Here is a 25,370-nt window from a genome sequence, read left to right as displayed (position 1 = left end):
TCGTCGTAACTGTTCATGTTGTTTTTATGGGGTTACACTTCCCACATTCACTATCCGGAGTGTCGCCATGACCACCGTCGCGTCCCCAGCCCCTCTCGAACCCTTCGTACTGGCCGACCACCCGGTGCTCGACCTGCTCAACACCGTGGCGGTGGTGGATGGCGCCCCGTGCGAGTTCTGGCACAGCGATGCGGACGTCCAAGCTTGGCTGGTCCGCACTGGTTGGCACCTGCCGGAAGCGCGCTTCGCCAAGGGTGGATTGCTGCAGGCCGCATTGGTCCTGCGCGAAGCCGTGCGCGAACTGGTGGAGCAGCGCAAGTCAGGCGGTAGGGGGAATCCCGAGGTGCTCAACCGTTTCCTCGCCGGTCCCAGCCATTTGCGTCTGGATTGGCCCGCCGATGGTGAGCCTCGTGTGGAAACGGTGCGGGCGGCAGGCACCGCCGAGCAGTACCTGGCGCCACTGGCGGAAGCGGCGGCGGAGCTGCTGGTGGCAGGTGATTTCAACCTGGTACGGGTCTGTGAACACCCCGACTGCGTGCTCTGGTTCTACGACCGCACCAAGTCCCACCGTCGCCGCTGGTGCAGCATGGCGCTGTGCGGGAACCGGCATAAGGTGGCCGAGTTCCGCAAGCGCAAGCAGACGTAAGGGGAGGGCGACTGCGCTCAGGCTCCAGCGTGAGCGCATTCCCTGTGCGCTGGGAAGGAACCTAACTTCCTGCCGCCTCGCTACGTTCACTGGGTATCGGACCCAGTCGTAGCGAGAGAGCCCCATGAATCATTCCGAAGGCCTCCATCGATTTCCGCTGCCAGGCGGCGAGCACCTCAGCATCGAAGCGAGTTCACGCCGCTTGCGTTTGTTGCGCGGTAGCCAGGCCCTGGCGCAGGTCGCCATCCGCAAGGCTTCTATCGCGAGAAGGAGTTCAACTTCCCCCACAGGTTTCGTACCGAGCGAGGTTCGGGCCTCCCGTAGGATGGCGTAGAGCGAAGCGAAACCCATCGAGTCGCAGGCTCGTAGTTCAGGCCGGCCCTTTGAACCGATTCGCCAATGCATTCGCACCTACAGGGATCACCGCCGCCGGACGGCCTCAGAGCGGGCCGACTTCCACCTTGCCGTCGTGACGCTCGTTCATCCAGCGCAGCACTTGCTCGCCGAACTCGGGCGGGGCCTTGCGAGCGACGCGGCGTACCAGGTCCAGTACGGTCTGCTGGCCCAGGGCTTCTTCCATGCGTTTCTGCGCCTGCAGCATCACCGCGTGGATGGAGCAGGGGTCGGCAACCGCCCAGTTCGGTGCCGGGCAGTCACTCCCGAATATCGCGCAACGCTCGCGCACGCCCCTGCACTCGAAAATCTGCTTGTCGCCATCAATGGCGCGGACGATGTCCAGCACGGTGATCTCGTCGGCCGGCCGCGCCAGACGGAAACCCCCTCGCACGCCTTCAGTAGCGGCCACCAGGCCGGCCTTGGCCAAGCGGGTGAATACCTTGGCCAGCAATTCCGGGGGCACGCCCTGCAGCTCGGCCAGGGCGCGCACGCTCGCTTCGCGGCCGTTGCCTTTCTCGTCTGCCAGGTAGAGGAGGCAGTGAATGCCGTACTCCACGCCCGCGCTATACAACGCCATTTTTAACTCCGACTATATCTATCGCCTTTAGTGAGGCGGTTTTTCGCACGTACCGCAATGCTTGGCGCCCTGCATGGAGGCTTCAGGATTACGCCGACGCCTTGAATACTAAGCTATTCATGGCGCGTTACCCAGATTTGTTGCGGGTTGAAGGTGATGATGGCGACGAGCGGCGCAGCGAGCAAGAAAAAACGCTTGCCGAAATTAACTACGACTAATAGAGTCGCAGTTAGCCGGTGTGGTTCGGGGCGATGACCTCACAGCCCGGCATCAAGATGTCGGGCGCATCTGCCCGGGAAAACCTGACTTTTCGCCTTCTGGAGATACACATGAAACAACGCATTCTGATCGTCGGCGCCGGCTTCGGCGGTATGTGGAGCGCCCTGAGCGCAACTCGCCTGCTGGACCAGCACGGCCGCGATGACGTCGAAGTGGTCGTGCTCGCCCCCCAGGCCGAACTGCGCGTCCGTCCGCGCTTCTACGAGCCGGAGGTGCACAAGATGGTGGCGCCGCTGGGCGAGCTGTTCGACGCGGTGGGCGTCACCTTCGTCAAAGGCTTCGCCGAGCGCATCGACACCGAGGGTAAGCGCGTGGGCTATCGCAGTGTCGATGGCGAGTTCGCCGAGCTTGGCTACGACCGCCTGGTCCTGGCTACCGGCAGCCAGGTGGTACGCCCGGCGATGGCGGGTGTCGAACATGCCTTCGATGTGGACCAGCTGGAGGAGGCTGTGCGCCTGGATCGCCATATCCAGTCCCTGGCCGAGCGTCCCGCCTCCACCAGCCGCAACACCGTGGTCGTCGCTGGTGGTGGCTTCACCGGCATCGAGACCGCCGCCGAAATGCCGGCCCGCCTGCGTGCCGTGCTGGGTGAGGACGCTGATGTCCGGGTGATCGTTGTCGACCGTGGCAGCCAGATCGGTGCCGCACTGGGCGAGGGGCCCCGTGGAGCCATCGTCGAGGCCTCCGCCGAACTGGGTATCGAGTGGCGGCTGAACAGCGGCGTGGCTTCGGTGGATGCCGCCGGCGTGACCCTGTTCGGTGGTGAGCGCATCGAGGCGGACACCGTGATCTGGACCGTTGGCGTGCGCGCCAGCTCGCTGACCGAGCAGATCCCCGCCGAGCGTGATGGCCAGGGTCGCCTCCACGTCGACGCCAACCTGCAGGTTCACGGGCATGACGGTGTATTCGCCACCGGCGACGTCGCCCGCGCGGCATGCGACGACCAGGGCAACCATGCACTGATGTCCTGCCAACACGCCATTGCCCTGGGGCGCTCCGCCGGCAATAACGTCGCCGCCAGCCTGCTGGGCGTTGCGTCGACCCCGTATAGCCAACCCAAGTACGTCACCTGCCTGGATCTCGGCGCGTGGGGGGCTGTGTTCACCGAAGGCTGGGATCGCCAGATCAAGTTCGAACGTCAGGAAGGCAAGTCCATCAAGCAGCAGATCAACTCCGTGTGGATCTACCCGCCGGCGGCTGATCGCGCCACCGCACTGGCAGCCGCCGACCCGCTGATCCCGGTTGTGGCCTGATACCCGCCAGTCCGATCCTACTGCCTTTGCCGCGCCGTCTCCCGACGGCGCGGCATCAGATTCTCCTTTTTTGTCCGGAGGTTGCCATGGGCGTGACGGTGATGATTAGCACCCGACCACTGGCCGCAGCGTCAATCGAAGAACTGCTCGCATGCTGGTTATCGCAGGATAGCTGGACCCTGAAAGCCTGTTCGCCAGACGGGCGCTGCTGGCAACTGCAACTGGTGGCGGGGGCATGCACGGAATCGGCGGAGCGATTGTTCGACGCGGTAATGATGAGCGATTGGTTGGTGGCACTGGATTTCGACGCGCCGGAGATCGTCGCCTGACCGGCTACGGCAACACGAGGAGGGCGACCATCACCGCGATTCCATGCTTTTGGATAGTGCGAAGCGGAGCTTGTTGGAACCATAGTCCAGCTCTAGCCTCTAGCATGGCTTTGCCACGCATGGTCCTGACAACAAACACAAGGAATCGCCGTGACCGCGCAATCGACCCCCTCGCAGGACATCCTCGACGTGTTGATCGTCGGTGCCGGTCTGTCCGGCATTGGCGCTGCCTGTTACCTGAAGCGGGATCAGCCGTCCAAGCGCTTCCAGGTACTCGAGGCCCGCAACGACCTGGGTGGTACCTGGGACCTGTTCCGCTATCCGGGCATTCGCTCCGACTCCGACCTCTACACCTTCGGCTTCGAGTTCAAGCCCTGGAAGGATGAGAAGGCGATAGCCGACGCCAGCGCGATCATGAGTTACCTGCGCGAAACCGTGACCGAGCACCAGATCGACCGGCATATCCGTTACGGCCAGCGCGTGATTGCGGCGGACTGGCGCAGCGAACGCGGGTGGTGGGAAGTCCAGGTAGAAGACACCGCCACCGGTCAGCGCAGCATCCAGCGCTGCCGCTGGCTGTTCTCGGCTGGCGGTTACTACCGCTATGACCAGGGGTTCTCCCCGGCCTTCGACGGTATCGAGCGCTTCCAGGGGCAGGTGATCCATCCGCAGCAGTGGCCGGAAAACCTGGAATACGCGGGCAAGCGGGTGCTGGTGATCGGCAGTGGCGCCACAGCTGTGACCCTGGTACCGGCCATGGCCGACAAGGCCGCCCACGTGACCATGCTGCAACGTACCCCGAGCTATGTGATCCCGCTGCCGGCGAAGGACCCGATTGCGCTGCTGCTGCGCAAGCTGCTGCCGGAGCAGACCGCCTATTCCATCGTGCGCTACAAGAACGCCAGGGTCGCGCTGGCCTTGTGGCGCTTCTGCCAGCGATTTCCCAACGCTGCACGGCGCATCATTCGCTTCGTCAACACGCGCGCGCTACCCAAGGACTATCCGGTAGACGTGCATTTCAACCCACCCTACAACCCCTGGGACCAGCGTCTTTGCGTGGTACCCGACAGCGATCTGTTCCGGGCGCTGGGCAGCGGCAAGGCCTCCATCGTCACCGACCAGATCGACAGCTTCACTGAGCAGGGCGTGCGCCTGAAGTCCGGCGTGGCGCTGGAGGCGGACATCGTCGTCACGGCCACCGGGCTCAACGTGCAGGTGTTCGGTGGTGTGCAGCTCTCCCGCGATGGTCAGCCAATCGCCTGGAACGAGACGGTGGCCTACAAGGGCATGATGCTGTCCGGGATTCCCAACTTCGCCTTCGCGGTGGGCTACACCAACGCTTCCTGGACGCTCAAGGTAAGCCTCCTGTGCGAGCACTTCTGCCGTCTGCTGGGCTACATGGAAGACCACGGCCACGCCGTGTGCGAACCCCAGGCACCAGCCGGCATGCCGACCCGGCCGCTACTGGATTTCGGCGCCGGCTATGTGCAGCGCGTGCTGGCCAACCTGCCGCGGCAGGGGCCGGGCATGCCCTGGGTGATGTCCATGGACTACTTCAAGGACGTGAAGCTGCTGCGCAAGGGGCCGGTGGCCGATGCTTGCCTGAAGTTCTCCGTCGCGCCGGCGGAACAGGCCGTTGCCGGCGCCACGTCGAGCGGTGTGAGCGGGGCCCCCAAATAGCAGGGTGATTGCGTCGTCGCCCGCGCTGTTGCTTGTAGGCGCGAACTCAGCTCGCGAAGGGGGCGGCGTCGCTAGGCCCTTCCGGGCTCGCGCTTGAGCTGCTCGCGCATCAGTTCCAGGTAGCGCGTGGCGCCGAGGCCCAGGGGGCGGTTCTTGATCCAGACGATGTCGACCCACAGGCGCATCTGGCTGGCCATGTTGTCGAAGCGGACTTCGGCGAGTGAGCCGGAGGTGACCAGCGGCTGGATCAAGGGCTGCGGCAGGTAGGCCCAGCCCAGGCCTGCCTGCACCAGGTCGAGGGTGGCCAGGTAACTGTCGGTGAGCCAGACCCGGTGTGACAGTACGATCTGCGGGTCGGAGGCCGTGGGTTCGCCGGAGGCGACGATGATCTGGCGGATAGTGGCCATCTCCGCTTCGCCCAGCGGCATGTCGTCAGTGGCGGTTGGATATCCGGGAGCGGCAACCGCGACCAGCAACTGGCTGCCGGCTTCGAGAAACGCCTCGCGCTCATCGATCCCCGGCCGCTCGAAGACCAGCGCCAGTTGCACGCTGCCCTCATGCAGCATGCGCACGGCCTCGGATTGCGAGGCGGAGCGCACCTCGATCTGCAGCGTCGGAAACTCACGGGACAGGGCTGCCAGGGGACGGCTCCAGGCCCCGGTTTGCAGCTCCGGCGCCATGGCCACTACCAGGCGAGTTTCCAGACCTTGATGCAGTTGCAGGGCATGGGCATCCAGCAGGTTCAACTGGCTGGCGACCTGCCGGGCCTGCGGCTCGAGCGCGCGAGCGGCCGCTGTGGGAAGGGCCTTGCGGGTGGAACGGTCGAACAGGTCCAGATCCAGTTCGGCCTCCAGCTGGGATACGGCCATGCTGACGGCGGAGGGCACGCGGCCAAGCTTGCGGGCTGCGGCGGAGAAAGAGCCTGCTTCGAGGACGGCGAGGAATACTTTGAGCGATTCGCTGGTGAAAGCCATGGTGGTTGTCAGTTTTCCTGATAACAGTTGTCTTTTTCTATCAGGCCTTAACACCTAATTTCTACTCCATCGACATCAACGGTCAGGAGCGTGAAATGAACAACACGGGTTGGCAGGGGCAGGTGGCGCTGGTCAGCGGCGCGGGCAGCGAACTGGGCATCGGCATGGCGATAGCCCGCCGGTTGGGGGCTGCCGGGGTGAAACTGATCGTCACCGCAAGCAGCGCCCGAATCGCCCAGCGGGTGGCGGAACTGCGCGCAGACGGGTTCGAGGCCGAGGGGAGGGCGGCCGATCTGACCGACGAGCAGCAGGTGCGCGAACTCACGACCTGGGCCGAGTCCCTCTGGGGGCGCGTCGACATTCTGGTGAACAACGCCGGCATGGCCATGCAGGGCAGTCCCGAACCCTTCGCCGAGGTCGCCAGCATGGACCTCGACATCTGGAACCTCTCCATCACCCGCAACCTGACCACGGCGTTCCTGCTGACCCGAGCCGTGTTGCCGGGCATGCGGGCGCGGGGTTACGGACGCATCGTGAACATCAGTTCGACCACCGGCACCCGTGGCAGCAATCCCGGCGAAGCGGCCTACAGCGCGGCCAAGGCCGGCATGGTGGGCCTGAACATGGGATTGGCGCTGGAAGTGGCCCGTCAGGGGATCACGGTCAACAGCGTGGCACCGGGCTGGATCGCAACCGGCTCCAGTACGGAAGAAGAAACGCACGCCGCGAGCTATGTGCCCATCGGCAGAGCGGGGCGCCCGGATGAAGTGGCGGCGGCGGTGGCCTTCCTCGCATCACCGGAAGCCAGCTACATCACCGGAGAGTTGCTGGTGGTGGATGGTGGCAACTGCCTGATCGAAAACAAGGCGCCGTGAGCGGGAGGAGAACCAACATGAGCACTCAAGTCGTACTGATCACGGGCGCCGCTGGCGGAGTCGGCCGCGCACTGGTACAGCGATTCACCGAAGGCGGCTGGCAGGTTTTCGCCACCGACCGGGATGCCCAGGGCCTGGCCCGATTGCAGGAGGAGCTCCCTGCCTGCGGCACCTTCGCCGGCGATATCCGCCGGCCATCGACCTGCGAGGAGGCCGTTGCCGCAACCTTGTCTGCCTTCGGTCGGCTGGATGCCCTGGTCAACGCGGCCGGTGTCTGGCGCGAAGGGCCGGTGGAAGGTTTCAGCGAGGAGGACTTCGATCTGGTCCTCGACGTGAACCTGAAGGCGACGTTCTTCATGTGTTCAGCGGCCATCCCGGCTCTCAAGGAAAGCCAGGGTGCCATCGTCAACATCTCCAGTGACGCCGGCCGCCAGGGCAACCGCAACGCGGCGGCCTACTGCGCCAGCAAGGGCGGGGTGACCTTGCTGACCAAGACCCTGGCGCTGGACCTGGCGCCATTCGGTGTGCGCTGCAATGCAGTGTCGCCGGGCGATATCGAGACGCCGATGCTGAAATTCCAGGCCGAGCACTATGGCCAGGGCGATCCCGAGGGGTACTACCGCGAGTTGCTGGCGAAGTATCCGCAGGGTGATCGAGCCTGTTTCATTCAGCCCCAGGAGGTCGCCGAGCTGGTGCACTTCCTTTGCCAACCCGCGGCACGCTCGATCACCGGAGCGGATATGGCCATCGATCGGGGCGTTTCAGCGGGCAATTGAGGGGTTGTGGGTCAATGCACTGACGGCGCTGCACAGGGCGTGGTCATGAGTCATCGGCTCTGCCCGTGACGATTGAAATGCTCCGATTAGCAGGATGAAGCCGGCCTTCCTACACGTCAGTAGCCCGTATGAAATCCGGGGCACAATCTGGCCGGCTGCACCATCGCTTCTGGATATCGACGTCAAGGGGCAGCAAAGCGCTGCCCCTTACCGGCTGCCTTAGCGCTCGATAGCCAGCGCCACACCCATGCCGCCGCCGATGCACAGGGTCGCCAGGCCCTTCTTCGCATCGCGCTTGATCATTTCGTGCAGCAGGCTCACCAGTACGCGGCAGCCGGACGCGCCGATGGGGTGGCCCAGGGCGATGGCGCCGCCGTTGACATTGACCTTGGCCATGTCCCAGCCCAGTTCCTGGCTGACCGACAGGGCCTGGGCGGCGAAGGCTTCGTTGGCTTCGATCAGGTCCAGGTCTTCGAGGTTCCAGCCGGCCTTTTCCAGGCAACGACGGGTAGCGGTCACCGGGCCGATGCCCATGATCGCCGGGTCGACGCCGGAGTTGGCGTAGGCCTTGATCCGCGCCAGCACCGGCAGGCCCAGGGACTCGGCCTTGTTGGCGCTCATCAGGACCACGGCGGCAGCGCCGTCGTTGATAGTGGAGGCATTGCCGGCGGTGACGCTGCCGTCTTTCTTGAAGGCTGGCTTGAGCTTGGCGAGGGACTCGGCGGTGGTGCCGGCACGCGGGCCTTCGTCGGTATCGAAGGCGATGGGGTCACCCTTGCGCTGCGGGATCAGGATCGGGGTGATCTCATCCTTGAAGCGTCCGGCTTCGATGGCAGCGGCGGCCTTCTGCTGGGAAGCGGCGGCGAAGGCGTCCTGCTGCTCGCGGGTCAGGCCGTATTTTTCCACCAGGTTCTCGGCAGTCACGCCCATGTGGTAGCCGTTGAAGGCATCAGTCAGGCCGTCGTGGATCATGCTGTCCAGCGCCTTGGCGTGGCCCATACGCATACCGGTGCGGGCTGCCGGGAGGATGTAGGGCGCCAGGCTCATGTTCTCCTGGCCGCCGGCGATGATCACCTCGGCGTCGCCGCAGCGAATGGCCTGCACACCCAGGTGCAGGGCCTTGAGGCCGGAGCCGCACAACTTGTTCAGGGTCATGGCCGGCACTTGATGGGGCAGGCCGGCGAGGATGGCGGCCTGGCGCGCCGGGTTCTGGCCGCTGCCTGCGGTGAGCACCTGGCCGAGGATCACTTCATCCACCTGGCCGCCCACAAGGCCCGTCTGCGTCAGCAACTGGCGGATCACGGCCGCGCCCAGTTCATGGGCGGGAATGTTCGCCAGGGCACCCTGGAAGCTGCCGATGGCGGTGCGGGTAGCGGCGACGATAACGACGTCTTGCATGCTTGAATCTCCTGAGAAAGGCGCCGGAACGACGAAATTAAAAAGGCGCGGCCCGAGTACGGCTGGGCCGCGCGACACGCTAAAGGGTCAGAACTGCTCGGCGGTGAGGCCGAAGAGCGGCTCGCTGCCGCCGCGAATGCTTGCTTCCAGGCCGAGGGTGCGTGGCAGCAGGCGGCGGAAGTAGAACTCGGCGGTGGCCAGTTTGGCGGCGTAGAAGTCTTCGTCTTCCTCGCGGCGCGCCTGGGCTACCTGGGCCATGCGCGCCCAGAGCCAGGCGTAGGCCACGTGGCCGAAGAGCTGCAGGTATTCGACCGAGGCAGCGCCTACTTCATTGGGGTTGCAGGCAGCCTGGTCGAGCAGCCACTCACTGGTGCCTTCCAGTCGCTGCAGGGCTTCCAGCAGTTCGCCGGAATAGGGCGCGCCGGGCTGGCCGGCAAAGCTGCGCACCTCGCCACAGAACAGGCGCACCGCGGCGCCGCCATTGGCCACGACCTTCCGGCCCAGCAGGTCCAGGGCCTGGATGCCGTTAGTGCCTTCGTAGATCTGCGCGATGCGCACGTCGCGTACCAACTGCTCCTGGCCCCATTCGCGGATGTAACCATGGCCACCGAAGACCTGCTGGCCGAGCACGCAGCTGTCCAGTCCGGTGTCGGTGAAGAAGGCCTTGGCGACTGGCGTGAGTAATGCCACCAGGGCTTCGGCGCGCTGGCGTTCGTCAGCGTCGTCGGCGTACTTGGCCAGGTCCAGCTGCTGGCCGACGTAGCAGGCGAAGGCGCGGCCGCCCTCGGTCATGGCTTTCATGGACAGCAGCATGCGGCGCACGTCGGGGTGCACGATGATCGGGTCGGCCGCCTTGTCCTTGGCCACTGCACCGGTGGGGGCGCGGCTCTGGATACGTTCGCGGGCGTAGGCCACGGCGTTCTGGTAGGAGGCGTCGGCGCAACCAATGCCCTGGATACCGATGGACAGGCGCTCGTAGTTCATCATGGTGAACATGGCCGCCAGCCCCTTGTTGGCCTCGCCAATCAGGTAGCCGGTAGCGCCGTCGAAGTTCATCACGCAGGTGGCCGAGGCCTTGATGCCCATCTTGTGTTCGATGGAGCCGCAGGAAACCGCGTTCCGCGCGCCGAGGGAACCGTCGGCATTGACCATGACCTTGGGCACCAGGAACAGGGAGATACCCTTGGGCCCGGCCGGGGCGTCCGGCAGTTTCGCCAGCACCAGGTGGATGATGTTCTCGGTCAGGTCCTGCTCGCCGCCGGTGATGAAGATCTTGGTGCCGGAAATGCTGTAGCTGCCATCGGCCTGCGGTTCAGCCTTGGTACGGATGATCCCCAGGTCGGTGCCGGCGTGGGGCTCGGTCAGGCACATGGAACCGGCCCAGCGGCCTTCGTACAGGGGTGGCAGGTAGGTGGATTTCAGCGCCTCGCTGGCGTGGGCGTCGATGGCCAGGCAGGCGCCGGAGGAGAGGGCGGAGTACAGGGCGAAGCTGGCATTGGCGGCGTAGAGCATCTCTTCGAACTGCACGGCGAGCATCTTGGGCATGCCCATGCCGGCATAGTCCGGGTTGCCGGAAAGGCCGACCCAACCGCCTTCGATGTAGGTGGTGTAGGCCTGTTTGAAGCCGGTTGGGGTGGTGACTACGCCGTCCTGCCATTGTGCGCCTTCCTCGTCGCCGCTGCGGTTGAGCGGGGCGATGAGCTGTCCGGTGACCTTGGCGGCTTCTTCCAGAATGGCGTCGGCGGTATCGGCGTCGACCCGCTCGGCCAGGGCGGGCAGGCGAGCCCAGATGGACGGGGCATCGAAGACTTCGTGCAGGACGAAGCGCAGATCACGAAGCGGAGCGCAGTACTGGGGCATGGGAGTTACCTTGCTTTGGCACGGGTGAAGAGGTTTTGAGGAAACTGATCAACTGGGACACGGCGCCGAAGATCAGGCTTTCCAGGAATGCTGAGCGCTCGGCATCGGGGAGTTCGGAGTGCTCCAGCCAGTTGGGTATTTGCTGGAAGATGCCGGAAAGCGCATCGCCGGCCGCCTTGCGCCGAGCCGAGGACGGCTCGGCGGCCAGCCCAACGTCACGCAGCCAGTACTCCTGGCAGCGCAGTTCCAATTCGTCGATGCGCATCTGGTGGGCAGGTGTGAGGCAATGCCGCTCCTGCATGGCGAGGCGAAAGTGCAGGGGCCGGGCCCTGTGCAGTTCGATCAGGGCGGCGACCAATTCATGCAGTCGCTCGATGCAAGGCTTGCGTGGGTTCGACCGGGACGAAACCGCGAGCAGCCCTTCGTAGTACTCCTCGATGAACTCGAACAGGAGTTCTTCCTTGCTGCTGCAGTGGTGATAGAGGGAGCCGGCGGCGAGCCCGAGGTGGGTTGCCAATTCACGCAGGCTGACCTGGCCAAAACCCTTGCAGGCGAAAAGCGCCAGGGCTTTTTCACGATTGCGCTCGAAACGCGACGCTGACGAGTTATCCCGACGGACCTCCGGCATGGCATCGTGACTCGCAGACTGTGTGAAACCCACCTTACCTCCTGCATGGGCGCTGATGCCCATCTTCCAATCAGGGTTTCGAGTCTAGGCGCGGGGAGGGCGCTGGCCTATGCCCAAACTGCGCAGGTCGGCGTGGAAGTTTTTGCCACAGGCGAGCTGTCTGGCACACGTCAGGCTCAACTATCATGGGCCGACTTTTCGCCGGGGCTATGCGGAGCATTGAGGGGCAGCATGCGGGAACAGGATTCGGTGGCGGCGTATCTCGTCCAGGCAGCTCTGCACAAGCTGGAGGACGCGCCTGAGCGCAAGCGGGCGATACTCGAAGAGGCTGGCATCGACGCCCAATCGCTGGAGCTGCCGGACGCCCGCCTGCCTGCCACGGCCGTCCACAGTTTCTGGCTGGCCATGGTCCGGGAGTTGAACGATGAGTTCTTCGGGTTCGATTCCCATGGCTTGCCGCGTGGAAGCTTCGCCCTGATCTGTCGCGGCCTCATCCAGGAGCCGACCCTGGGCAAGGCGCTGTCGCAATACCTGAGGTACCTCGGGCTATTCATTCATGACATCCGCGCCAGCCTTGAGGTGCGCAACGGCCAGGCAGTGATCGGCCTGCAGACATCGATGGCCAATCAGGCCATCAGGGGCAGCGCGGAAGAGATCTTCCTCAATATCGTTCTGGGGGTGCTTTGCTGGCTCGTTGGCCGGCGCATTCCCCTGGACCGGACCCGTTTCGGCCACCCGCGTCCTTCCCATGGATCCGATCCGCTGCTGTGGGGGCCGTTGCTGGAGTTCGACGCTGACCGCACCGAAGTGGTGTTCGACGCCGGCTACCTGGCGCTTCCCGTGGTGCAGGACCTGCCCGCGCTGAAGCACTTCCTGCGGACCTCGCCGCAATGGCTGATCGTGCGCATACGCAATGACGAGAGCCTGGCTGCAAGGGTGTTCCGGCGCCTACGGCAGCAGGAGGATTTCATCCCTCCGACGCTGGTTTCCCTGGCCGAGGAATTGGGAATGAATGCCACCAGCTTCCGCCGCCAACTGGAGCGTGAGGGATTCAGCTATCAGGAGATCAAGCACGAGGTGCGCCGCTCGGTGGCCTTCGAACTGCTCAAAGGCGACCGCTTCAGCATCAGCGAGATCGCCATCATGAGCGGGTTCCAGGAGCCCAGTGCGTTCCATCGGGCCTTTCGTAGCTGGACCGGCGAGAGCCCCGGGCAGTTCAGGAAGCGTGCCCGACAGAAACCCGCCGTCGGAAGTGCCGACAGCTAGCGAGCACACAGTGCTCGTCATGCGGTGATTCAAAAGCCACGGATGGCGGGGCGCTGGGGCGTGTGGCGACGCGTTCGGCGATGCAATCTGGTTGCAGTCCGGCGAACAAACGCGCTGGATAGAGTGCCGGCCGTCACGGTTCTACCGTGACCGGGTTTAGCGACCCGAACTAATAGGTGCGATCGCGCCATCAAGGTGCTGGCGACACTCGTAGGCATCGGCATTCGGGCAGTTCTGGACTGCACCGCTCTATGGCAGATCGCGTGGGGAGATCCTCGTGGTATGCCGGGTCCTATTAGCCGGTTCGCTAACCCCACGCGATCTGCCACCCTCTTGTTTAGCGACAACGATGGCAGCTCTTCCGCTAACAGGAACCGCCCCATGCATGACGCATATATCGGAAGGCTGCAGGGGAGGGTGGGACGGACCGAGAAGGTCCGGGCGTTGCAGTCCCATCATCTAGAAGGGGCCAGACCGTCCGTGTGTGTATTGGACCGGCATCCAGACCCGGCTACCCAATGAGTGAGCTGCCAGCCAGGGCCAACGGGGGGCGTTCAGGAGCGTTTGCGTCATGGCGATAAGGTCCGCTGTGCCATCGGAGACAAGCGCCTCGACCTGCTGGTAACCGGTGAGGGGGCTAGTCATCGCCACGGGAACTGCCACTGCCGCCTTCAATGCTCGAGCAAGCGACTCCAGGTTTTCGCGCGCTGCCGGAGCAGTGTCGCGGGGCTGGATTCCACCTGAGGACACCTGAATGGTACTGCAGCCTCTGGCCTCCAGCTCCTTGGCGAGAATCAGGGCTTGCTCTAGCGTCCAGCCAACTTCGCCACCATCCGACACGCAGAGGTGCGCGAAAATGGGGCGACTGGCTGGAAAAGCATCGCGCACCTGGTCGAAGACCTCGAGGGGGAATCGCATCCGCCCAGGCAGCGAACCACCGTACACATCGGCGCGCTGGTTAGTGAGCGGAGATAGAAACTGATGAAGCAGAAATCCCTGGGCAATGTTGATCTGGACAGCGTCGATACCGGCGCGTGAGGCGCGCATGGCGGCCTTGGCGAACCCTTCGCGGATGCGCTGTAGGTCGAAGCGGTCCAGCGCCTTCGGGGCAATCTGGCCAGGCCTGTAGGACAGCGCGGAAGGTGCCTTGGCCTGCCAGCCCCTTTCCCGGCCCGGGGGGCATTGCATGCCGCCCCTCCAGGGGACGTCCATGGACGCCTTGCGGCCTGCGTGGCTAAGTTCAATGGCGATGGGGATGTCTGACCAGCGTCGGATACTCTCCAGCATCAAGGCGATCGCTGCCTGGGTCCTGTCATTCCAGAGACCGACGTCGGCGTGACTGATGCGTCCCTCCCGTGACACGGCCGTCGTCTCGATGACCAGCAAGGCTGCACCCGAGAGTGCGAGCTGGCCGAGGTGAATAAGGTGCCAATCGCTCATGCACCCGTCCTCCGCAGAGTACTGGCACATAGGGCCGACCATGATGCGATTGGCCAGCTGCAGACGTCCGAGAGACAGCGGCTCGAAAAGCCTGGAATGCGGCACGACGCTTCCTCCTCACACTCGAACGCATGACGGAAGACCTCATGGGCGACAGTGCACTGTCAGGTCAGTTTCAGCGTCCCGGCTGGCCTTTGGTACCGGTCCAGATCCGAACGATCAGATAGGGTGGCACGCCGGTGTCCCCGGCTCCCGTGAAGATGGGATTTCGATGCAGTTGGTTGACCGCCACGTAGAGCCAGGAGTCCGGTCCGAAGTGGGCATTATCGGCCCAGAGAAAACGCTCATCCCTCACCAGCGGTTTCAACTCGCCGTTGGAGGTCAGGACGTCAACCCCATTGTCCGGCAGGTTGGTGATGAAGTGATTGCCTTCGGCATCCGTCGCGGCGCCATCGGAAATGGGTTTGGCGCCTACACGCGTGATGGCCGAGGCAATCTGCGCATCAGCAGCACCTTCGCGGAACAGGCGAGCGGGCACGGCGTACCAACTGGTGCCGTTCATCGCACCGAAGTAAAGCGTCTCGCCATCGGCGGACAGAGTAATGGGGTTGATCCCCACCCGCGCCGGCGCCATGCGACCGCCCTCACCTGGGAAGAGCAGTGGCTTGCCTTCCACGACCAGTTCGACATCTTCCGCAGCCAGGGACGGATGTCCGCGGAAGCGGCGAGCGGTGCCCTTTTTCGTATCGACAACCACGATGGCTGGGTCCAGGCCGCAGTCAGCGACGTAGACGAATCCCCGCTCACCATCGACCGCCAGGTCCTGAAGGATCTGCCCTGCCGGTGCCACCCAGCGATTGAAATCGTGTCGGTACGCGAGTTCACGCGTGTTGATATCGAATGCCAGGAGTTTCGGCGGCTGCGGCGTGTCCATCCAGTTGCCGTGGTCGATCACCCACAGGCGATCCTGGCCATCGATCACTACCCCGTGGGGGGTGTTCAGAACGTCCTGCCCGCTGCCGGGCTTGGCATTCCAGGCGTCATTCGGGAACGGCGCATAGGCGTTGTTGCCGGTGATTTCCACCAGCTGCACGGGGCCCCGGCGCATACCGTGGACGCTGGCGAACACGCGTCCATCCTTGGAAGCGGTGACATTGCCGGGGGTGATTTCGAGTTCGGCCACCAGTTCCACCTTGCCCACTTCAGGTTGTGCGGCGTTGGCAGTCAGGGTGAAGGCGGAGGCCGCCAGTAGTGTGGCAAGCAAGGGGGCGTAAAGCGGTTTCATCACGATGTCTCCTGTTGAACCGGTACCTCGAATCCTTTAACGCGTGCGGAACAAGGTCCGGGGCGGCTTTCATGAGTCGCGCCCAGGGGCGCAGGTGGGCGATGGGGGTTCGGCTACTCCCGGAACCAGGCGGCGACCACGTCTGGATTGGCCGCCATCCAGTCACGAGCGACCTGCTCGGCGGGTCGCCCTTCCACCATCATCTGGCGTTCGAGTTCGGTGGCCACCGGGATGCCCAGGTGCACACGTTTCAAGACCACCCGCGTGCGCTCGGGGAGTTGCTGCCAGACCTCCTTGCGTACCACGACCACCGCGCGATCGACACCGAAGATCCCACGCGGGTCGTCGAGTATTCGCACGGGGTAGAGAGCGTTGAGGTACTGCGGTTGCCATAGGGGCATCACCATCCAGCGGCCGCTTTCGGATGCATCGGCCAAGCGAAGGGACCATTCCGGGGCAGGCGCAACCTTTAGGCTGTAGCCGGCAGCCTGCAGGCCGTAGCGCTGCATGATCCGCTCGGACCCGTTCATCAGGCCCGACCCTGGTCCGACGCCGACGATGACCCGGTCCATGCGTTCGAGCACGTCGGGTTTCTTCAGGTCGTCGATGGATCGCACGGCCTCCTGCGGAACGTGGGCCGGTACCGCCCAGTACAGGCGAGCGTCTTCGTACAGGGTCGAGGCCTCCACCAACTGGTCCGCCAGGGGCGCTTGAAGATGGCCGTGGGCATTGGGTAGCCAGGATGCGATGAGCAGATCGGCCTCGCCACGCCCCAGTCGACCGTAGATGTCGGGATGGTTGCCTTCCACCACCTGCACCGGGTGTCCGAGCTGGCCCAGTACTACTTTCACGACGGCAGCGCTGGCGGTGTAGAAGCTCAGATTGATCTGGCCCACCACCAACGCCTGAGGCTCGGCCCGACTCGGTTGAGCGAAGGCGAGCGAGAGCAGCAGCAGTGTGGATGCGAATGTCTTCATGGTGCTATCCGCGTCGTCGCAAAGGCGTGTACAGGGGAGGGCGGGTTACCCGCCGAGCTGCTTGCGACGGGATTCATAGGCCCCGTCGAAGGTCTGCTTGGCATGGCCCTGAACCTGAACGAACTCCAGTTGTTCGCCCTCGGGCCCCTTGCAGTAGATCAGCGACCAGCCTGAGGAGGGCCCCTCGGTGATCCTGTTGGTGTTGCTGTCGATGGCCGCCTCGAGCCGCTGCTGTTCCGTGGTTGCCCTGACGATCCGGTTGGCCTTGACCTGGGTCATGCCGCGCCGGGCGGACTCCGCTTCGAGGTCGCGGACGAACTGATTGAAGTCGACATCGTCGCGGATGTAGAAGCACACGTGCATGGAGCGGGGGAAGGCCGGGCTGGTCAGTTCCCGGGCCGGGGCGAAGCTATCGCCTTGGCCGGCCGGTTCTTCCTTGTCCCGGTACTGGAGGAGCTCGATCACCACGTTGTCGAACTGGATGAACCTGACATCCAGACGCTGGGCGCCACCGCGAAGGTCGGGAATGCCGAGTGTACGTGGGTTGACCCCATCCGCTACCGCTTGCACCTCCTCCGTGAGCAGGAGGGTGTTCTGGATGCGATCCCCGAAGAAGTCACCGTCCCGCATGATCTCCGTCCCACCGAGGACCTCGGTGTAGAACTCGTACGCGCGGTCCATGTTCTGCACCGTAATGCCGAAGTGCTGCACACCGCGAAGACGGGAACCCAGGCTTGTTTCACCTGTGGCGTTGGCGGCCTCGGCCCGGGGTGGCAGGGTCAACCATAGGGAAGAGCCCAGGACTCCTCCGAGAGTGACGATTCCCGTGGCCCGCAGCAGCTCGCGGCGCAGGGGATCATCAAGTTCGTTTGCAGGCTCACATTCACGAGTTTTCATGGCGGCTCCCAGGGTTCGGCGATGCGCGCTGGTAAGGCCTCCATCCTAGGACTGTCGTCCGAACGAGGGGTGTTAGGTGTTGTTAATCTTCGTGAAGCCGATGGGCCATGTAGAACACAAGTCGCCCCTATGACCACGCGTCACAGCTGGTGTGATTTTGCAGCTATTTTCATCGAAAGATCGCCCCCATAACCTTTCAGCCAGCCAAAGTCAGGGCGCAGTTAGTGCGCTCTGAAGTCTTGATATAGCTGAGAGGTCAACAATGAATAATCCCGTCAAGCCTGACGAGTTAGCGATTCCCTACCAGTTGCCGCAAGTTCCGTTCATGACGCCAGATATGGTTCACCCGGGTGTCATGTCCAATTGGCTTGAAGATGATGAGCTTTGGGTTCCGGTCACCAAGACCGTTTCATTCAAGCCGCTCCTGCTCAATACCAGTGGCGGGTATTACATCAACCTTCTGCGTGTGCGGCAGGCCGGTGTTCTGTCCCGTCACCGCCACACGGGGGGCGTCCATGCAATCGTGCTCAAGGGGCGCTGGTATTACCTGGAACATGACTGGATTGCCGAAGAGGGCTCTTTTGCCTATGAGCCCCCGGGTGAAACACATACCCTTTACGTGCCCGAAGACGTTGAGGAAATGATCACCTGGTTCCACGTGCAGGGTGGCTACACTTACGTCGATCCTCAGGGCGTTGCGGTAGGCTACGAAGATGTTTTCACCAAGCTTGAAAACGCCCGTGCTCATTACAAGACGCTGGGTCTGCCAGACGATTATGTTGAGCAGTTCATCCGGTAATACGAACGGTCAAAAGACGCGCTGCGGCGCGTTTTTTTATGGTCGTTCAGGGCGCGTGACGCTGAACAGTTAACGTCAGGATGGGAAATGGACAATTATTCACAGCTACTTGCCTTTATCTGGGCCAACGAGTGTGGAAGCTTCTCGGCCGCTGCCCGGGTCCATAATCTGACGCCTTCGGCAATAAGCAAGTTGATCACGCGACTGGAGAACAGGCTGCAGGTTCGGCTCTTCCAGCGGGGTTCACGGGTTCTCACCCTGACCGAGGAGGGGGCGGCTTACCTCCACAGTGCCAAGGCCGTCGTTGATGCCATGAATGAGGCCGACTCCCTGGCTGAAGCACTCCCCTCGAAAGTCAGTGGAACGCTCCGAATTCACACCATGACCACATTCGCCAAGCACCAGATTGTGCCTTGGCTTCCTGAGTTCCTGGACTTGTATCCGTCCCTGGATGTTGAAATCCAGCTAGGGGCGCAGTTTGTGGACCATTTTGAACAGGGGCTCGATATCGCGATCCACAGCGGCGTACTGCCCAGTTCCTCGCGTATTGCCAAGCGAGTCGGGGAGTGTGAGTGGCTTATTTGTGCTTCGCCCGAATACCTCGCCAGGCAGGGTGTTCCCGCTGTGCCGTCTGACCTGCTGAACCACCGGTGCTTCAACTTCAGCTTTGTAAGCCCATGGAACAAATGGTCATTCGTTCAGGAAGGAGAGGGGGTTTCGGTTCCCGTGACACCCAGCGCATCCTTCACTCAGGGTGATCTTCTGCGAGACATGGCCTTGGCGGGCGCGGGTGTCGTGAAACTCGCCGATTTCCATATTGGGGCCGATGTAAAAGCGGGAACGCTGGTGCCTTTGCTGGAGACGTACAAGTCGGGGATCATTGAACCGATTTACCTGTTGTATTCAGACAGAAAGCACCTCAGCCCCCGTATCCGGGTCTTTATCGAGTTTTTCCAGGACAAATGGGATAAGAATCCCTGGAAGGTGACCTGAACAGGCAGGGAGCGATGCAAGTGGTACTGGGCGTTTCGGAATGGTAAGCGCCAATCCTGCAATAGCCTGTTCAGTGCCTTTTCAGTCCAGCGGCCGCAAGCCGGCTCATCCAGAAACCCGGGTTCTACCCGGGTTTCTGCGTTTCTGAAGCCTGTATTCGTCAACGAATGCCCGCGATCCGTCCATGCCATTGACCTGTGCCAAAAGTTCAAAGCTGCTGTGATGCTCTAGCTATATTCAGCAAGTCTCGCTGGGTTTTTAATCTTCAAACGGTGGCTTTCAGTGATATGGAGTTGCCGGCAAACCCGACATCGTAAGTGCGCTGCGCTGGTTATTCGTCGGAGAACAATAAAAATAAAACTTAGCGGGAGATAATCCTATGGGACTCGCTCAAGATAAAATTGCTGTTGCTTCATCATTCACACGAGTTTCCAAAGGAGCTGGAGCCGCCTCGTGGGGAGCCATGGCGTTGCTATGGCTGATCTACGCCATGGATGCGAATTCGCGGCAGATGTTCTTCATGGTGTTGCCCTCTATTACCAGCGAGTTCAAAACCAGCGCGGAAATGGCGGGTTTTCTTGCGGCGTTGATTACCATCGCCACGTCATTGATCGCCGTGCCTTGCATGATCTGGGCTGACAAGGGCGGGCAGGGTTGGATGCGCAAGTATCGCCATCTGCCCATCGTGATTGCCTATACGCTGTTTACATTTCTAACGGGCTTGAACTTCCTGACCGCATCGCTGGGCGTGCTCGTAGCCTTGCAGGTGATTTCCCACGCCTTTGGTGGTGCCGGTGAGGCGATCGAAGTCACCTCCTTGTCCGAATGGTGGTCACGGGAGCGGCGCGGTTTTGCATTGGGCCTGCACCACACGGGCTATCCCTGGGGTACGTTGATCGGCGGTCTGGCTATCAGTGCCTTGCTGAACGCCTACGGCCCCGAGAACTGGCGGCTGGCCTTCCTGCTGTTTCCAGTTCCGATGATCATCATATTTTCCGTCTATTGGTGGTTTTGCACCAAGAAACGCTATGAGTCGTTTGTCGATCATGTGCGTGACGTAGGAGAAACGCTTCCAGCGTTGACGGCTGCCCAAGGAGCCGCGGTGGCACCTGAGGGCGCTTTTCGGTCTGCGGTGCGGAACCCGAATATCAGCATCATCGCTCTCGTCTCGATGCTGGCCATCGTCGGGTATTTCGGCATCAGTTTCTGGTTGCCCCAGTACCTGGCATTCGTGGCCAATTACAACTTCGCCGAAGCCGCGGCGTACTCCGTATTGTTCACCATCACCGGAGGTATCGGGCAGATAGTCTGGGGTTGGATCTCTGATCGCGTGGGCCGCAAGCTTTGCCTGATGATCGTATTCGCCTGGCTGGCTCTCGGTATGTATCTCTTTCAGTTCACATCATTGAGTCTGGCCTGGCTCATTGGCGTCCAGTTGTTCGCCGGGTGTGCGATGAACGCCCCCTACACGCTGCTGTATGCAATGGCCTTCGACTCGGCCAAGCCTGGAACATCCGGAATTGCAGGCTCAATTGTCAATGTGGGTATCTACGCCGGTGGCTTCGGTCCTTTCGTGATTGGTATGTTCATTGGCGCAGGCGGCGGTTTTGAACAAGTGGCGGGTTACAACTACGCCCTGTACTTCATTTCCGGGCTGATGATAGTCGCTGCATGTGTAACGGCTTTCTTCACTCGAGAAACCACAGGTTGGTTCCTCAAGCACGATAAAGCGCTGGTTTCCAAGGCATCGTGCAACATGGCCAACTGAAGTTGTCTTTCAGATAAATAAATTCACACCTGCAACTTACAAAAAGTTCCCGCGCGGGAATATCCAATGTCAGGAGAGTCATCATGTTACAAGTCGTCAATTCCCACGGTAAGAACATTCAGGTAAACGGTACGACTCTTTGGGTCGAAGATACAGGCGAGGCTGATCTGCCAGTAATTCTTTGCCTCCACTCCTGTTTTCTCGATGGGACCATGTTCGACGGTCTAGTCGAAGCAGCCGCCGGAAAGTTCCGGGTAATACGCCCTGATTTCAGAGGCCAAGGGAAAAGCGCCCTGGACGATGTCGATATCATCACCATGGATAAGTGCGCGGACGATATGGAAGCACTGATCGAGGAAATGGGGCTCAGGTCGATCAATGTCATGGCCCAGTCCATGGGCGGAGATGTTGCCTTCAGACTCATTGCGCGACGCCAGGAGCTGTTCCGCTCACTGATAGTCGCCGGCTCCTCGGCCTGTGGTGAGCCGCCCGAGCAAGGTGCGCGATTCGCGCAGTGGGTCGTCGACGCGGGCGAGCAGGGGTTCGTCGGAGACATTCTCGATATGACCATGGAAGTGATGTTCGGCAAGACCACTCGCAACAATCCGGAAAAACAGGCGTTGGTGGCTTACTGGCGCGAACGGATCGAGGCCTTGCCGAAAGCGCTGCGTCCGGCGATGAAAGGGGTCATGCACCGTGAAAGCTCAGTCGCACTGCTGCCATCGATCACCATCCCGGTGCTGATCATCAATGGCGAGGAGGACATGCCGCGACCGCCCGCGTGGTCCGATGAGATGAAGCGAGAGCTGCCCAACTCGAAGCTGATTCGCCTCAGCCAGATCGGGCATAGCCCAACCCTGGAGGCTCCGGAGCAGGTGCTTCCAGCGATCATCGACTTTTTCCTGGAACCACGCGTGTGAAGGGAAGACTGTTGGCTGATTGACCAGAACGCATGCAGGTTTACGCTTAACCCGCGTGAGCTGGGAAGCAGTTCTCGAGCACCGGTCAATATCGGTTTTCCACCTGGAGCGCCTGCAGATCGCAGGTGCTGCCTCCTGCCAGCGCTCCTGTTCGCGACTGAGGCCAGCCTTGCTGGGAGCTGTAGGAAATGGCCAATCCGGGACCGTCCAGGCGTATCGTTTCCTGTCGTCGAGTTCGGGATTGAAGCTGTTCGTTGGTGGTGGGGCGGTCGATGCCCCAACCGCCTTATCAGCTGTTACGTCTATTGGCTGGTGCAACAGAAAGTGCTGCAGTAAAACCCGCAGAGCTGAGGGAGCTGTCTGGCAGGGTGCTTCGACGATCACATTCTCCTTGGCCGCCCTCAGGAGCGCAGACTATGCACGATGCGTTCGCTTTCGGACCGTTCCGCCTTTACCCAAGTATCCGCGTACTCCATAAGGACGGCGTGGAAGTACCCTTGGGGAGCCGTGCATTCGACATCCTCACCGCGCTGGTGGAAGGCAATGGCAGGGTGCTGACGCACCGGGAGCTTACAACGCTCGCCTGGCCGGGGCTGATTGTCGAAGACTCCAATGTACGCGTGCAGGTCGCGAACATTCGTCGCGCCCTGGCGTGTGATCAGCACAAGCCACGGTACATCGCTAGCGTCGCGGGGCGTGGGTACTGCTTCGTCGCTGCGATCGAGCGGATCGAGCGGATCGAGGCCATGGAACCGCCCACGCCGGCAGTGCCTGAAGCCAGTTCGGTCGCTGCGGTACTGCATCCCTTGCGAACGGATCAAACCCCACGAGCGCTCCCGAGTCTCCCGATGCCATTGAAGTCCGCGGTGGGGCGGGAAGACTGCGTGACGGAGCTCTCGCATGTGGTGCTGGACAGGCGGCTGGTCACTGTGGTCGGAGCGGCTGGCGCGGGTAAGACGACCCTGGCCGTATTGGTGGCCCACGATCTGCTCGGTGCATTCGATGGCGCGATCCACTTTGTCGACCTGAGCGCCCTGGAATGTGGCGAGATGGTCGCGGAAGCTGTGGCCGCGACGGTTGGCTACCACGCTTCGGGCACCGATATCCTGCCGGGCCTTCTGGATGTTCTCTCGACGACAAGAACCTTGATCGTTCTCGACAATTGCGAGCATCTGATCACCGCAGTTGCGGCCTTTTGCCTGCAGATTGTCGATGGGACCGGGAGCGTGTCGTTCCTGAACACCAGCCGGGAAGCGTTCAGGGTCAATGACGAGTTCATCTACCTGCTGCGCCCCTTGGCGTCCCCGCCCAATACAGGTCGCCTGACGGCGAAGCAGGCCCTGTTCTGGCCCGCCGTCCAGCTATTCATGGAGCGAGCCCGGGAAGGGGGCGCCAGGAACGAGCTGCGTGACGAGGACGCGCCTACTGTCGCGGCCCTCTGTCGCCGCTTGGATGGGAATCCCCATGCTATCGGCTTGGTGGCCAGTCGGGTCGGGACCTATGGCGTGCAGGGCGTTGCCGACCTGCTCGCCAATCAGTTCGCCCTGCATTGGCAGGGCCGCCGAGATGCCTGTCCCCGCCAGCAGACGGTCGAGACGATGATCGACTGGAGCCACAATCTTCTAGTTGAGCGGGATCGGCAGGTGCTCTACCGGCTGTCTGTCTTCTGGGGAGTCTTCACGCTTGATGCTGCGGTGGCCGTGGCGGCGGATCGGGAGATCGACGCCATCCAGGTGGGGGAGGCCGTCAGTGATCTGGTAGACAAGTCGCTGGTGGCCATCGCTCGGGTCAGCGGAGCGCTTCAGTTCAGGTTGTTCGAGACCACACGTGCCTATGCTGCTTCCCGGCTCGCGAGAGTTGAGAGCCGGAACGATTATCCCCGCCGCCACGCCCTCTATTACGCAGGCCAGCTTCGACTGCTGAAGGATGCTTGCGTTGCGTCGTCTATCGCTTCGAGCGTGCAGTCGAGTCCATTGGATGTCGGTAACTTGCGCGCGGCCATCGACTGGGCGTTTTCCGAGCAGGGGGAGTTACCGCTGGCTGTGGAGATCAGTTGCCTGGCCGCTCCCTTGTTTCTGGAACGGGGGTTGCTCATGGAGTGCAAGCGCTGCTGCGAACGGGCACTGAGGCTGCTACCGGAGGCATTCCGCTCGACTAAGACCGAACTCGAATTACTGGAGTCGGCAGCGGTTACCTACTACTCCGCTGGTGACTACGACGGCGAGATGACGCCCGTCGTGGAGCGTGGGTTGGAGCTTTCGCGGCAACTGGGCGATGTTCGCTCCATGTTCCATTTTCTCGCCGGTCTCCACCTGGCGATGATGGCAAACGGCAGGTTCCAGGAGTCGCTGGCGGTCAGCGAGCGTTATGCCAGCGCGGCCGCGACCCATGGTGGCCCCTGCGAGGCGATCATCGCCCGCTGGATGGAAGGGTCGTCCTGGCATTTCTCGGGACGCCAGGCGGAGGCTGACGAAAGCTACTCCGCAGGTGCCGGGCTTCTGGCAGGGCAGCCATTGCGTCCCCTCCAGTACTTCGAGACCAAGGAGCAAGTCGTTGCCAGCCTTGGTCAGGCACGCGTGAAATGGATTCGAGGTATGCCGGTGCAGGCGCTCCAGCTCGCAACGAGCGCCATTGCCGAAAGCAGGCGGAACCCGGATTCGTTCTACCTGTGCGCAACCCTGTGTTTCCCTATCCTGCTCAGCAATGGCCGGCTGGACCGGGCACAGGACCTGATCCGTGAGCTCGAGAGCGTCGCCGTGGACTACAAGGTGGCCGTGCGCCGTCAGGTCATCTTCTTCCTCAACGGTTTGCTGATGCTGCAGAGAGGCCACCACCAGGTCGCCGCCGACCAACTTCAGCAGTGCCTGGCGCTGCTGCCGCCGCCCAAGATGAGCGTCGTGAGGACGGATGCACTCCAGGCCCTTGCGCAAGCGCAACGCGAATGCGGAGAGGGCGCAGAAGCCCTGGCTTCTATTGACGAAGCGATCGACCTGGCTGAAATCACAAGCGGCAACTTCAACTTACCGGACCTGCTGAGAACCAAGGCTGAGGTGATTTTGAGCCTGCCGCCGATCGAGAAACAGCAGGTTGAGGATCTGCTTTCTCGGGCCTTGGCGAGCGCGAGGGAGCAGTCCGCGCTGTCCTGGGAGTTGAGAGTCGCGCTGCTCATTTCGCGCGTGAGGGTAGGCGAGGGCAAGAGCAGGGAGGCCAGGGAGCAATTGGAGGCGGTCTACTCGCGCTTCACCGAAGGCTTCGAAACCCGTGAACTCAAGGTTTCGGCTGAAATGCTACGAGCGATGGGGTAGGGGCGCGGGGGGGGGGGGGGGGGGGGGGGGGGGGGGGGGGGGGGGGGGG

Annotated in this window: 21 protein-coding genes; 12 read left to right on the top strand and 9 right to left on the bottom strand. The window is 62.5% G+C overall.

Annotation, left to right across the window (positions count from 1 at the left end; genetic code table 11):
- Positions 1–67: 67 nt before the first annotated feature.
- Entirely contained in the window at positions 68–646 is a 579-nt protein-coding gene (locus tag AAHM40_RS23270; RefSeq protein WP_342246794.1) for a CGNR zinc finger domain-containing protein, read from the top strand.
- Positions 647–1,085: 439 nt separating this feature from the next.
- On the opposite strand, the gene AAHM40_RS23265 is transcribed toward AAHM40_RS23270, so the two are convergent.
- Positions 1,086–1,619 (bottom strand): RrF2 family transcriptional regulator, encoded by a 534-nt coding sequence (locus AAHM40_RS23265; RefSeq protein WP_342246793.1) that lies wholly within the window; start codon positions 1,617–1,619, stop codon positions 1,086–1,088.
- A gap of 329 nt (positions 1,620–1,948) precedes the next feature.
- Here AAHM40_RS23265 and AAHM40_RS23260 point away from each other — a divergent pair, with 329 nt between their 5' ends.
- From AAHM40_RS23260 to AAHM40_RS23250, 3 genes are all read left to right on the top strand, one after another.
- Positions 1,949–3,151: an NAD(P)/FAD-dependent oxidoreductase gene (locus tag AAHM40_RS23260; protein WP_342246792.1), complete on the top strand. Its 1,203-nt coding sequence runs from the start codon at positions 1,949–1,951 to the stop codon at positions 3,149–3,151.
- An 86-nt stretch (positions 3,152–3,237) separates the two neighbouring features.
- Positions 3,238–3,480, top strand: a complete 243-nt coding sequence (locus AAHM40_RS23255) for a hypothetical protein (RefSeq protein ID WP_342246791.1) — start codon at positions 3,238–3,240, stop codon at positions 3,478–3,480.
- 150 nt (positions 3,481–3,630) lie between these two features.
- Positions 3,631–5,160: a flavin-containing monooxygenase gene (locus AAHM40_RS23250; protein WP_342246790.1), complete on the top strand. Its 1,530-nt coding sequence runs from the start codon at positions 3,631–3,633 to the stop codon at positions 5,158–5,160.
- A 71-nt stretch (positions 5,161–5,231) separates the two neighbouring features.
- Here the strand turns inward: AAHM40_RS23250 and AAHM40_RS23245 are convergent, their stop codons facing one another.
- Positions 5,232–6,134 carry a LysR family transcriptional regulator gene (locus tag AAHM40_RS23245; RefSeq protein WP_342246789.1) on the bottom strand — a complete coding sequence of 301 codons (903 nt, stop codon included), beginning with the start codon at positions 6,132–6,134 and terminating at the stop codon, positions 5,232–5,234.
- A 95-nt stretch (positions 6,135–6,229) separates the two neighbouring features.
- On the opposite strand from AAHM40_RS23245, the gene AAHM40_RS23240 reads away from it, so the two are divergent.
- Positions 6,230–7,009, top strand: coding sequence for an SDR family NAD(P)-dependent oxidoreductase (locus AAHM40_RS23240; RefSeq protein WP_342246788.1), 780 nt, complete (start codon positions 6,230–6,232; stop codon positions 7,007–7,009).
- Positions 7,010–7,026: 17 nt separating this feature from the next.
- The gene (locus AAHM40_RS23235; RefSeq protein WP_342246787.1) at positions 7,027–7,785 is read left to right on the top strand and encodes an SDR family NAD(P)-dependent oxidoreductase; all 759 of its coding nucleotides are present in this window, start codon (positions 7,027–7,029) and stop codon (positions 7,783–7,785) included.
- 219 nt (positions 7,786–8,004) lie between these two features.
- On the opposite strand, the gene AAHM40_RS23230 is transcribed toward AAHM40_RS23235, so the two are convergent.
- From AAHM40_RS23230 to AAHM40_RS23220, 3 genes are all read right to left on the bottom strand, one after another.
- Complete coding sequence (locus AAHM40_RS23230) at positions 8,005–9,183, bottom strand: acetyl-CoA C-acetyltransferase (RefSeq protein WP_342246786.1); 1,179 nt, start codon at positions 9,181–9,183, stop codon at positions 8,005–8,007.
- 87 nt (positions 9,184–9,270) lie between these two features.
- Positions 9,271–11,043 (bottom strand): acyl-CoA dehydrogenase C-terminal domain-containing protein, encoded by a 1,773-nt coding sequence (locus AAHM40_RS23225; RefSeq protein WP_342246785.1) that lies wholly within the window; start codon positions 11,041–11,043, stop codon positions 9,271–9,273.
- On the bottom strand, positions 11,015–11,704 hold the full coding sequence (locus tag AAHM40_RS23220) for a TetR/AcrR family transcriptional regulator (protein WP_342246784.1): 690 nt from the start codon (positions 11,702–11,704) through the stop codon (positions 11,015–11,017). The genes AAHM40_RS23225 and AAHM40_RS23220 overlap by 29 nt, the downstream gene beginning before the upstream one ends.
- Positions 11,705–11,902: 198 nt before the next feature.
- On the opposite strand from AAHM40_RS23220, the gene AAHM40_RS23215 reads away from it, so the two are divergent.
- Positions 11,903–12,937: an AraC family transcriptional regulator gene (locus AAHM40_RS23215; protein ID WP_342246783.1), complete on the top strand. Its 1,035-nt coding sequence runs from the start codon at positions 11,903–11,905 to the stop codon at positions 12,935–12,937.
- Between the two features lie 459 nt (positions 12,938–13,396).
- Here the strand turns inward: AAHM40_RS23215 and AAHM40_RS23210 are convergent, their stop codons facing one another.
- The 4 genes from AAHM40_RS23210 to AAHM40_RS23195 all read right to left on the bottom strand — a co-directional run bounded on the left by AAHM40_RS23210 (position 13,397) and on the right by AAHM40_RS23195 (position 17,536).
- Positions 13,397–14,482, bottom strand: a complete 1,086-nt coding sequence (locus tag AAHM40_RS23210) for an oxidoreductase (protein ID WP_342246782.1) — start codon at positions 14,480–14,482, stop codon at positions 13,397–13,399.
- 70 nt (positions 14,483–14,552) lie between these two features.
- Complete coding sequence (locus AAHM40_RS23205) at positions 14,553–15,662, bottom strand: L-dopachrome tautomerase-related protein (protein ID WP_342246781.1); 1,110 nt, start codon at positions 15,660–15,662, stop codon at positions 14,553–14,555.
- Positions 15,663–15,775: 113 nt separating this feature from the next.
- Positions 15,776–16,639, bottom strand: a complete 864-nt coding sequence (locus AAHM40_RS23200; protein ID WP_342246780.1) for a glycine betaine ABC transporter substrate-binding protein — start codon at positions 16,637–16,639, stop codon at positions 15,776–15,778.
- 45 nt (positions 16,640–16,684) lie between these two features.
- Complete coding sequence (locus tag AAHM40_RS23195; RefSeq protein ID WP_342246779.1) at positions 16,685–17,536, bottom strand: VOC family protein; 852 nt, start codon at positions 17,534–17,536, stop codon at positions 16,685–16,687.
- A gap of 262 nt (positions 17,537–17,798) precedes the next feature.
- On the opposite strand from AAHM40_RS23195, the gene AAHM40_RS23190 reads away from it, so the two are divergent.
- The 5 genes from AAHM40_RS23190 to AAHM40_RS23170 all read left to right on the top strand — a co-directional run bounded on the left by AAHM40_RS23190 (position 17,799) and on the right by AAHM40_RS23170 (position 25,321).
- Positions 17,799–18,335, top strand: coding sequence for a 2,4'-dihydroxyacetophenone dioxygenase family protein (locus AAHM40_RS23190; protein ID WP_342246778.1), 537 nt, complete (start codon positions 17,799–17,801; stop codon positions 18,333–18,335).
- Between the two features lie 87 nt (positions 18,336–18,422).
- On the top strand, positions 18,423–19,328 hold the full coding sequence (locus AAHM40_RS23185) for a LysR family transcriptional regulator (RefSeq protein ID WP_342246777.1): 906 nt from the start codon (positions 18,423–18,425) through the stop codon (positions 19,326–19,328).
- Between the two features lie 379 nt (positions 19,329–19,707).
- Entirely contained in the window at positions 19,708–21,096 is a 1,389-nt protein-coding gene (locus tag AAHM40_RS23180) for an MFS transporter (RefSeq protein WP_342246776.1), read from the top strand.
- 83 nt (positions 21,097–21,179) lie between these two features.
- Positions 21,180–22,016: an alpha/beta fold hydrolase gene (locus AAHM40_RS23175; RefSeq protein WP_342246775.1), complete on the top strand. Its 837-nt coding sequence runs from the start codon at positions 21,180–21,182 to the stop codon at positions 22,014–22,016.
- 416 nt (positions 22,017–22,432) lie between these two features.
- Positions 22,433–25,321 (top strand): ATP-binding protein, encoded by a 2,889-nt coding sequence (locus AAHM40_RS23170; protein WP_342246774.1) that lies wholly within the window; start codon positions 22,433–22,435, stop codon positions 25,319–25,321.
- Positions 25,322–25,370 lie beyond the last annotated feature (49 nt).

Origin of the sequence: Pseudomonas sp. OTU5201 (assembly GCF_038440135.1) — a bacterium.
GTDB classification, from domain to species: domain Bacteria; phylum Pseudomonadota; class Gammaproteobacteria; order Pseudomonadales; family Pseudomonadaceae; genus Metapseudomonas; species Metapseudomonas resinovorans.
Note: the sequence above shows the minus strand (reverse complement) of the source record. Positions and strands in the feature narration are given on the sequence as shown.

What these genes read in the sequence shown, in the direction of transcription:
- AAHM40_RS23225 (WP_342246785.1), bottom strand. Translation starts at nt 11,043, where the DNA reads ATGCCCCAGTACTGCGCTCCGCTTCGTGATCTGCGCTTCGTCCTGCAC.
- AAHM40_RS23195 (WP_342246779.1), bottom strand. Translation starts at nt 17,536, where the DNA reads ATGAAAACTCGTGAATGTGAGCCTGCAAACGAACTTGATGATCCCCTG.
- AAHM40_RS23265 (WP_342246793.1), bottom strand. Translation starts at nt 1,619, where the DNA reads ATGGCGTTGTATAGCGCGGGCGTGGAGTACGGCATTCACTGCCTCCTC.
- AAHM40_RS23215 (WP_342246783.1), top strand. Translation starts at nt 11,903, where the DNA reads ATGCGGGAACAGGATTCGGTGGCGGCGTATCTCGTCCAGGCAGCTCTG.
- AAHM40_RS23185 (WP_342246777.1), top strand. Translation starts at nt 18,423, where the DNA reads ATGGACAATTATTCACAGCTACTTGCCTTTATCTGGGCCAACGAGTGT.
- AAHM40_RS23240 (WP_342246788.1), top strand. Translation starts at nt 6,230, where the DNA reads ATGAACAACACGGGTTGGCAGGGGCAGGTGGCGCTGGTCAGCGGCGCG.
- AAHM40_RS23245 (WP_342246789.1), bottom strand. Translation starts at nt 6,134, where the DNA reads ATGGCTTTCACCAGCGAATCGCTCAAAGTATTCCTCGCCGTCCTCGAA.
- AAHM40_RS23255 (WP_342246791.1), top strand. Translation starts at nt 3,238, where the DNA reads ATGGGCGTGACGGTGATGATTAGCACCCGACCACTGGCCGCAGCGTCA.
- AAHM40_RS23235 (WP_342246787.1), top strand. Translation starts at nt 7,027, where the DNA reads ATGAGCACTCAAGTCGTACTGATCACGGGCGCCGCTGGCGGAGTCGGC.
- AAHM40_RS23270 (WP_342246794.1), top strand. Translation starts at nt 68, where the DNA reads ATGACCACCGTCGCGTCCCCAGCCCCTCTCGAACCCTTCGTACTGGCC.
- AAHM40_RS23180 (WP_342246776.1), top strand. Translation starts at nt 19,708, where the DNA reads ATGGGACTCGCTCAAGATAAAATTGCTGTTGCTTCATCATTCACACGA.
- AAHM40_RS23170 (WP_342246774.1), top strand. Translation starts at nt 22,433, where the DNA reads ATGCACGATGCGTTCGCTTTCGGACCGTTCCGCCTTTACCCAAGTATC.
- AAHM40_RS23205 (WP_342246781.1), bottom strand. Translation starts at nt 15,662, where the DNA reads ATGAAACCGCTTTACGCCCCCTTGCTTGCCACACTACTGGCGGCCTCC.
- AAHM40_RS23260 (WP_342246792.1), top strand. Translation starts at nt 1,949, where the DNA reads ATGAAACAACGCATTCTGATCGTCGGCGCCGGCTTCGGCGGTATGTGG.
- AAHM40_RS23230 (WP_342246786.1), bottom strand. Translation starts at nt 9,183, where the DNA reads ATGCAAGACGTCGTTATCGTCGCCGCTACCCGCACCGCCATCGGCAGC.
- AAHM40_RS23200 (WP_342246780.1), bottom strand. Translation starts at nt 16,639, where the DNA reads ATGAAGACATTCGCATCCACACTGCTGCTGCTCTCGCTCGCCTTCGCT.
- AAHM40_RS23175 (WP_342246775.1), top strand. Translation starts at nt 21,180, where the DNA reads ATGTTACAAGTCGTCAATTCCCACGGTAAGAACATTCAGGTAAACGGT.
- AAHM40_RS23190 (WP_342246778.1), top strand. Translation starts at nt 17,799, where the DNA reads ATGAATAATCCCGTCAAGCCTGACGAGTTAGCGATTCCCTACCAGTTG.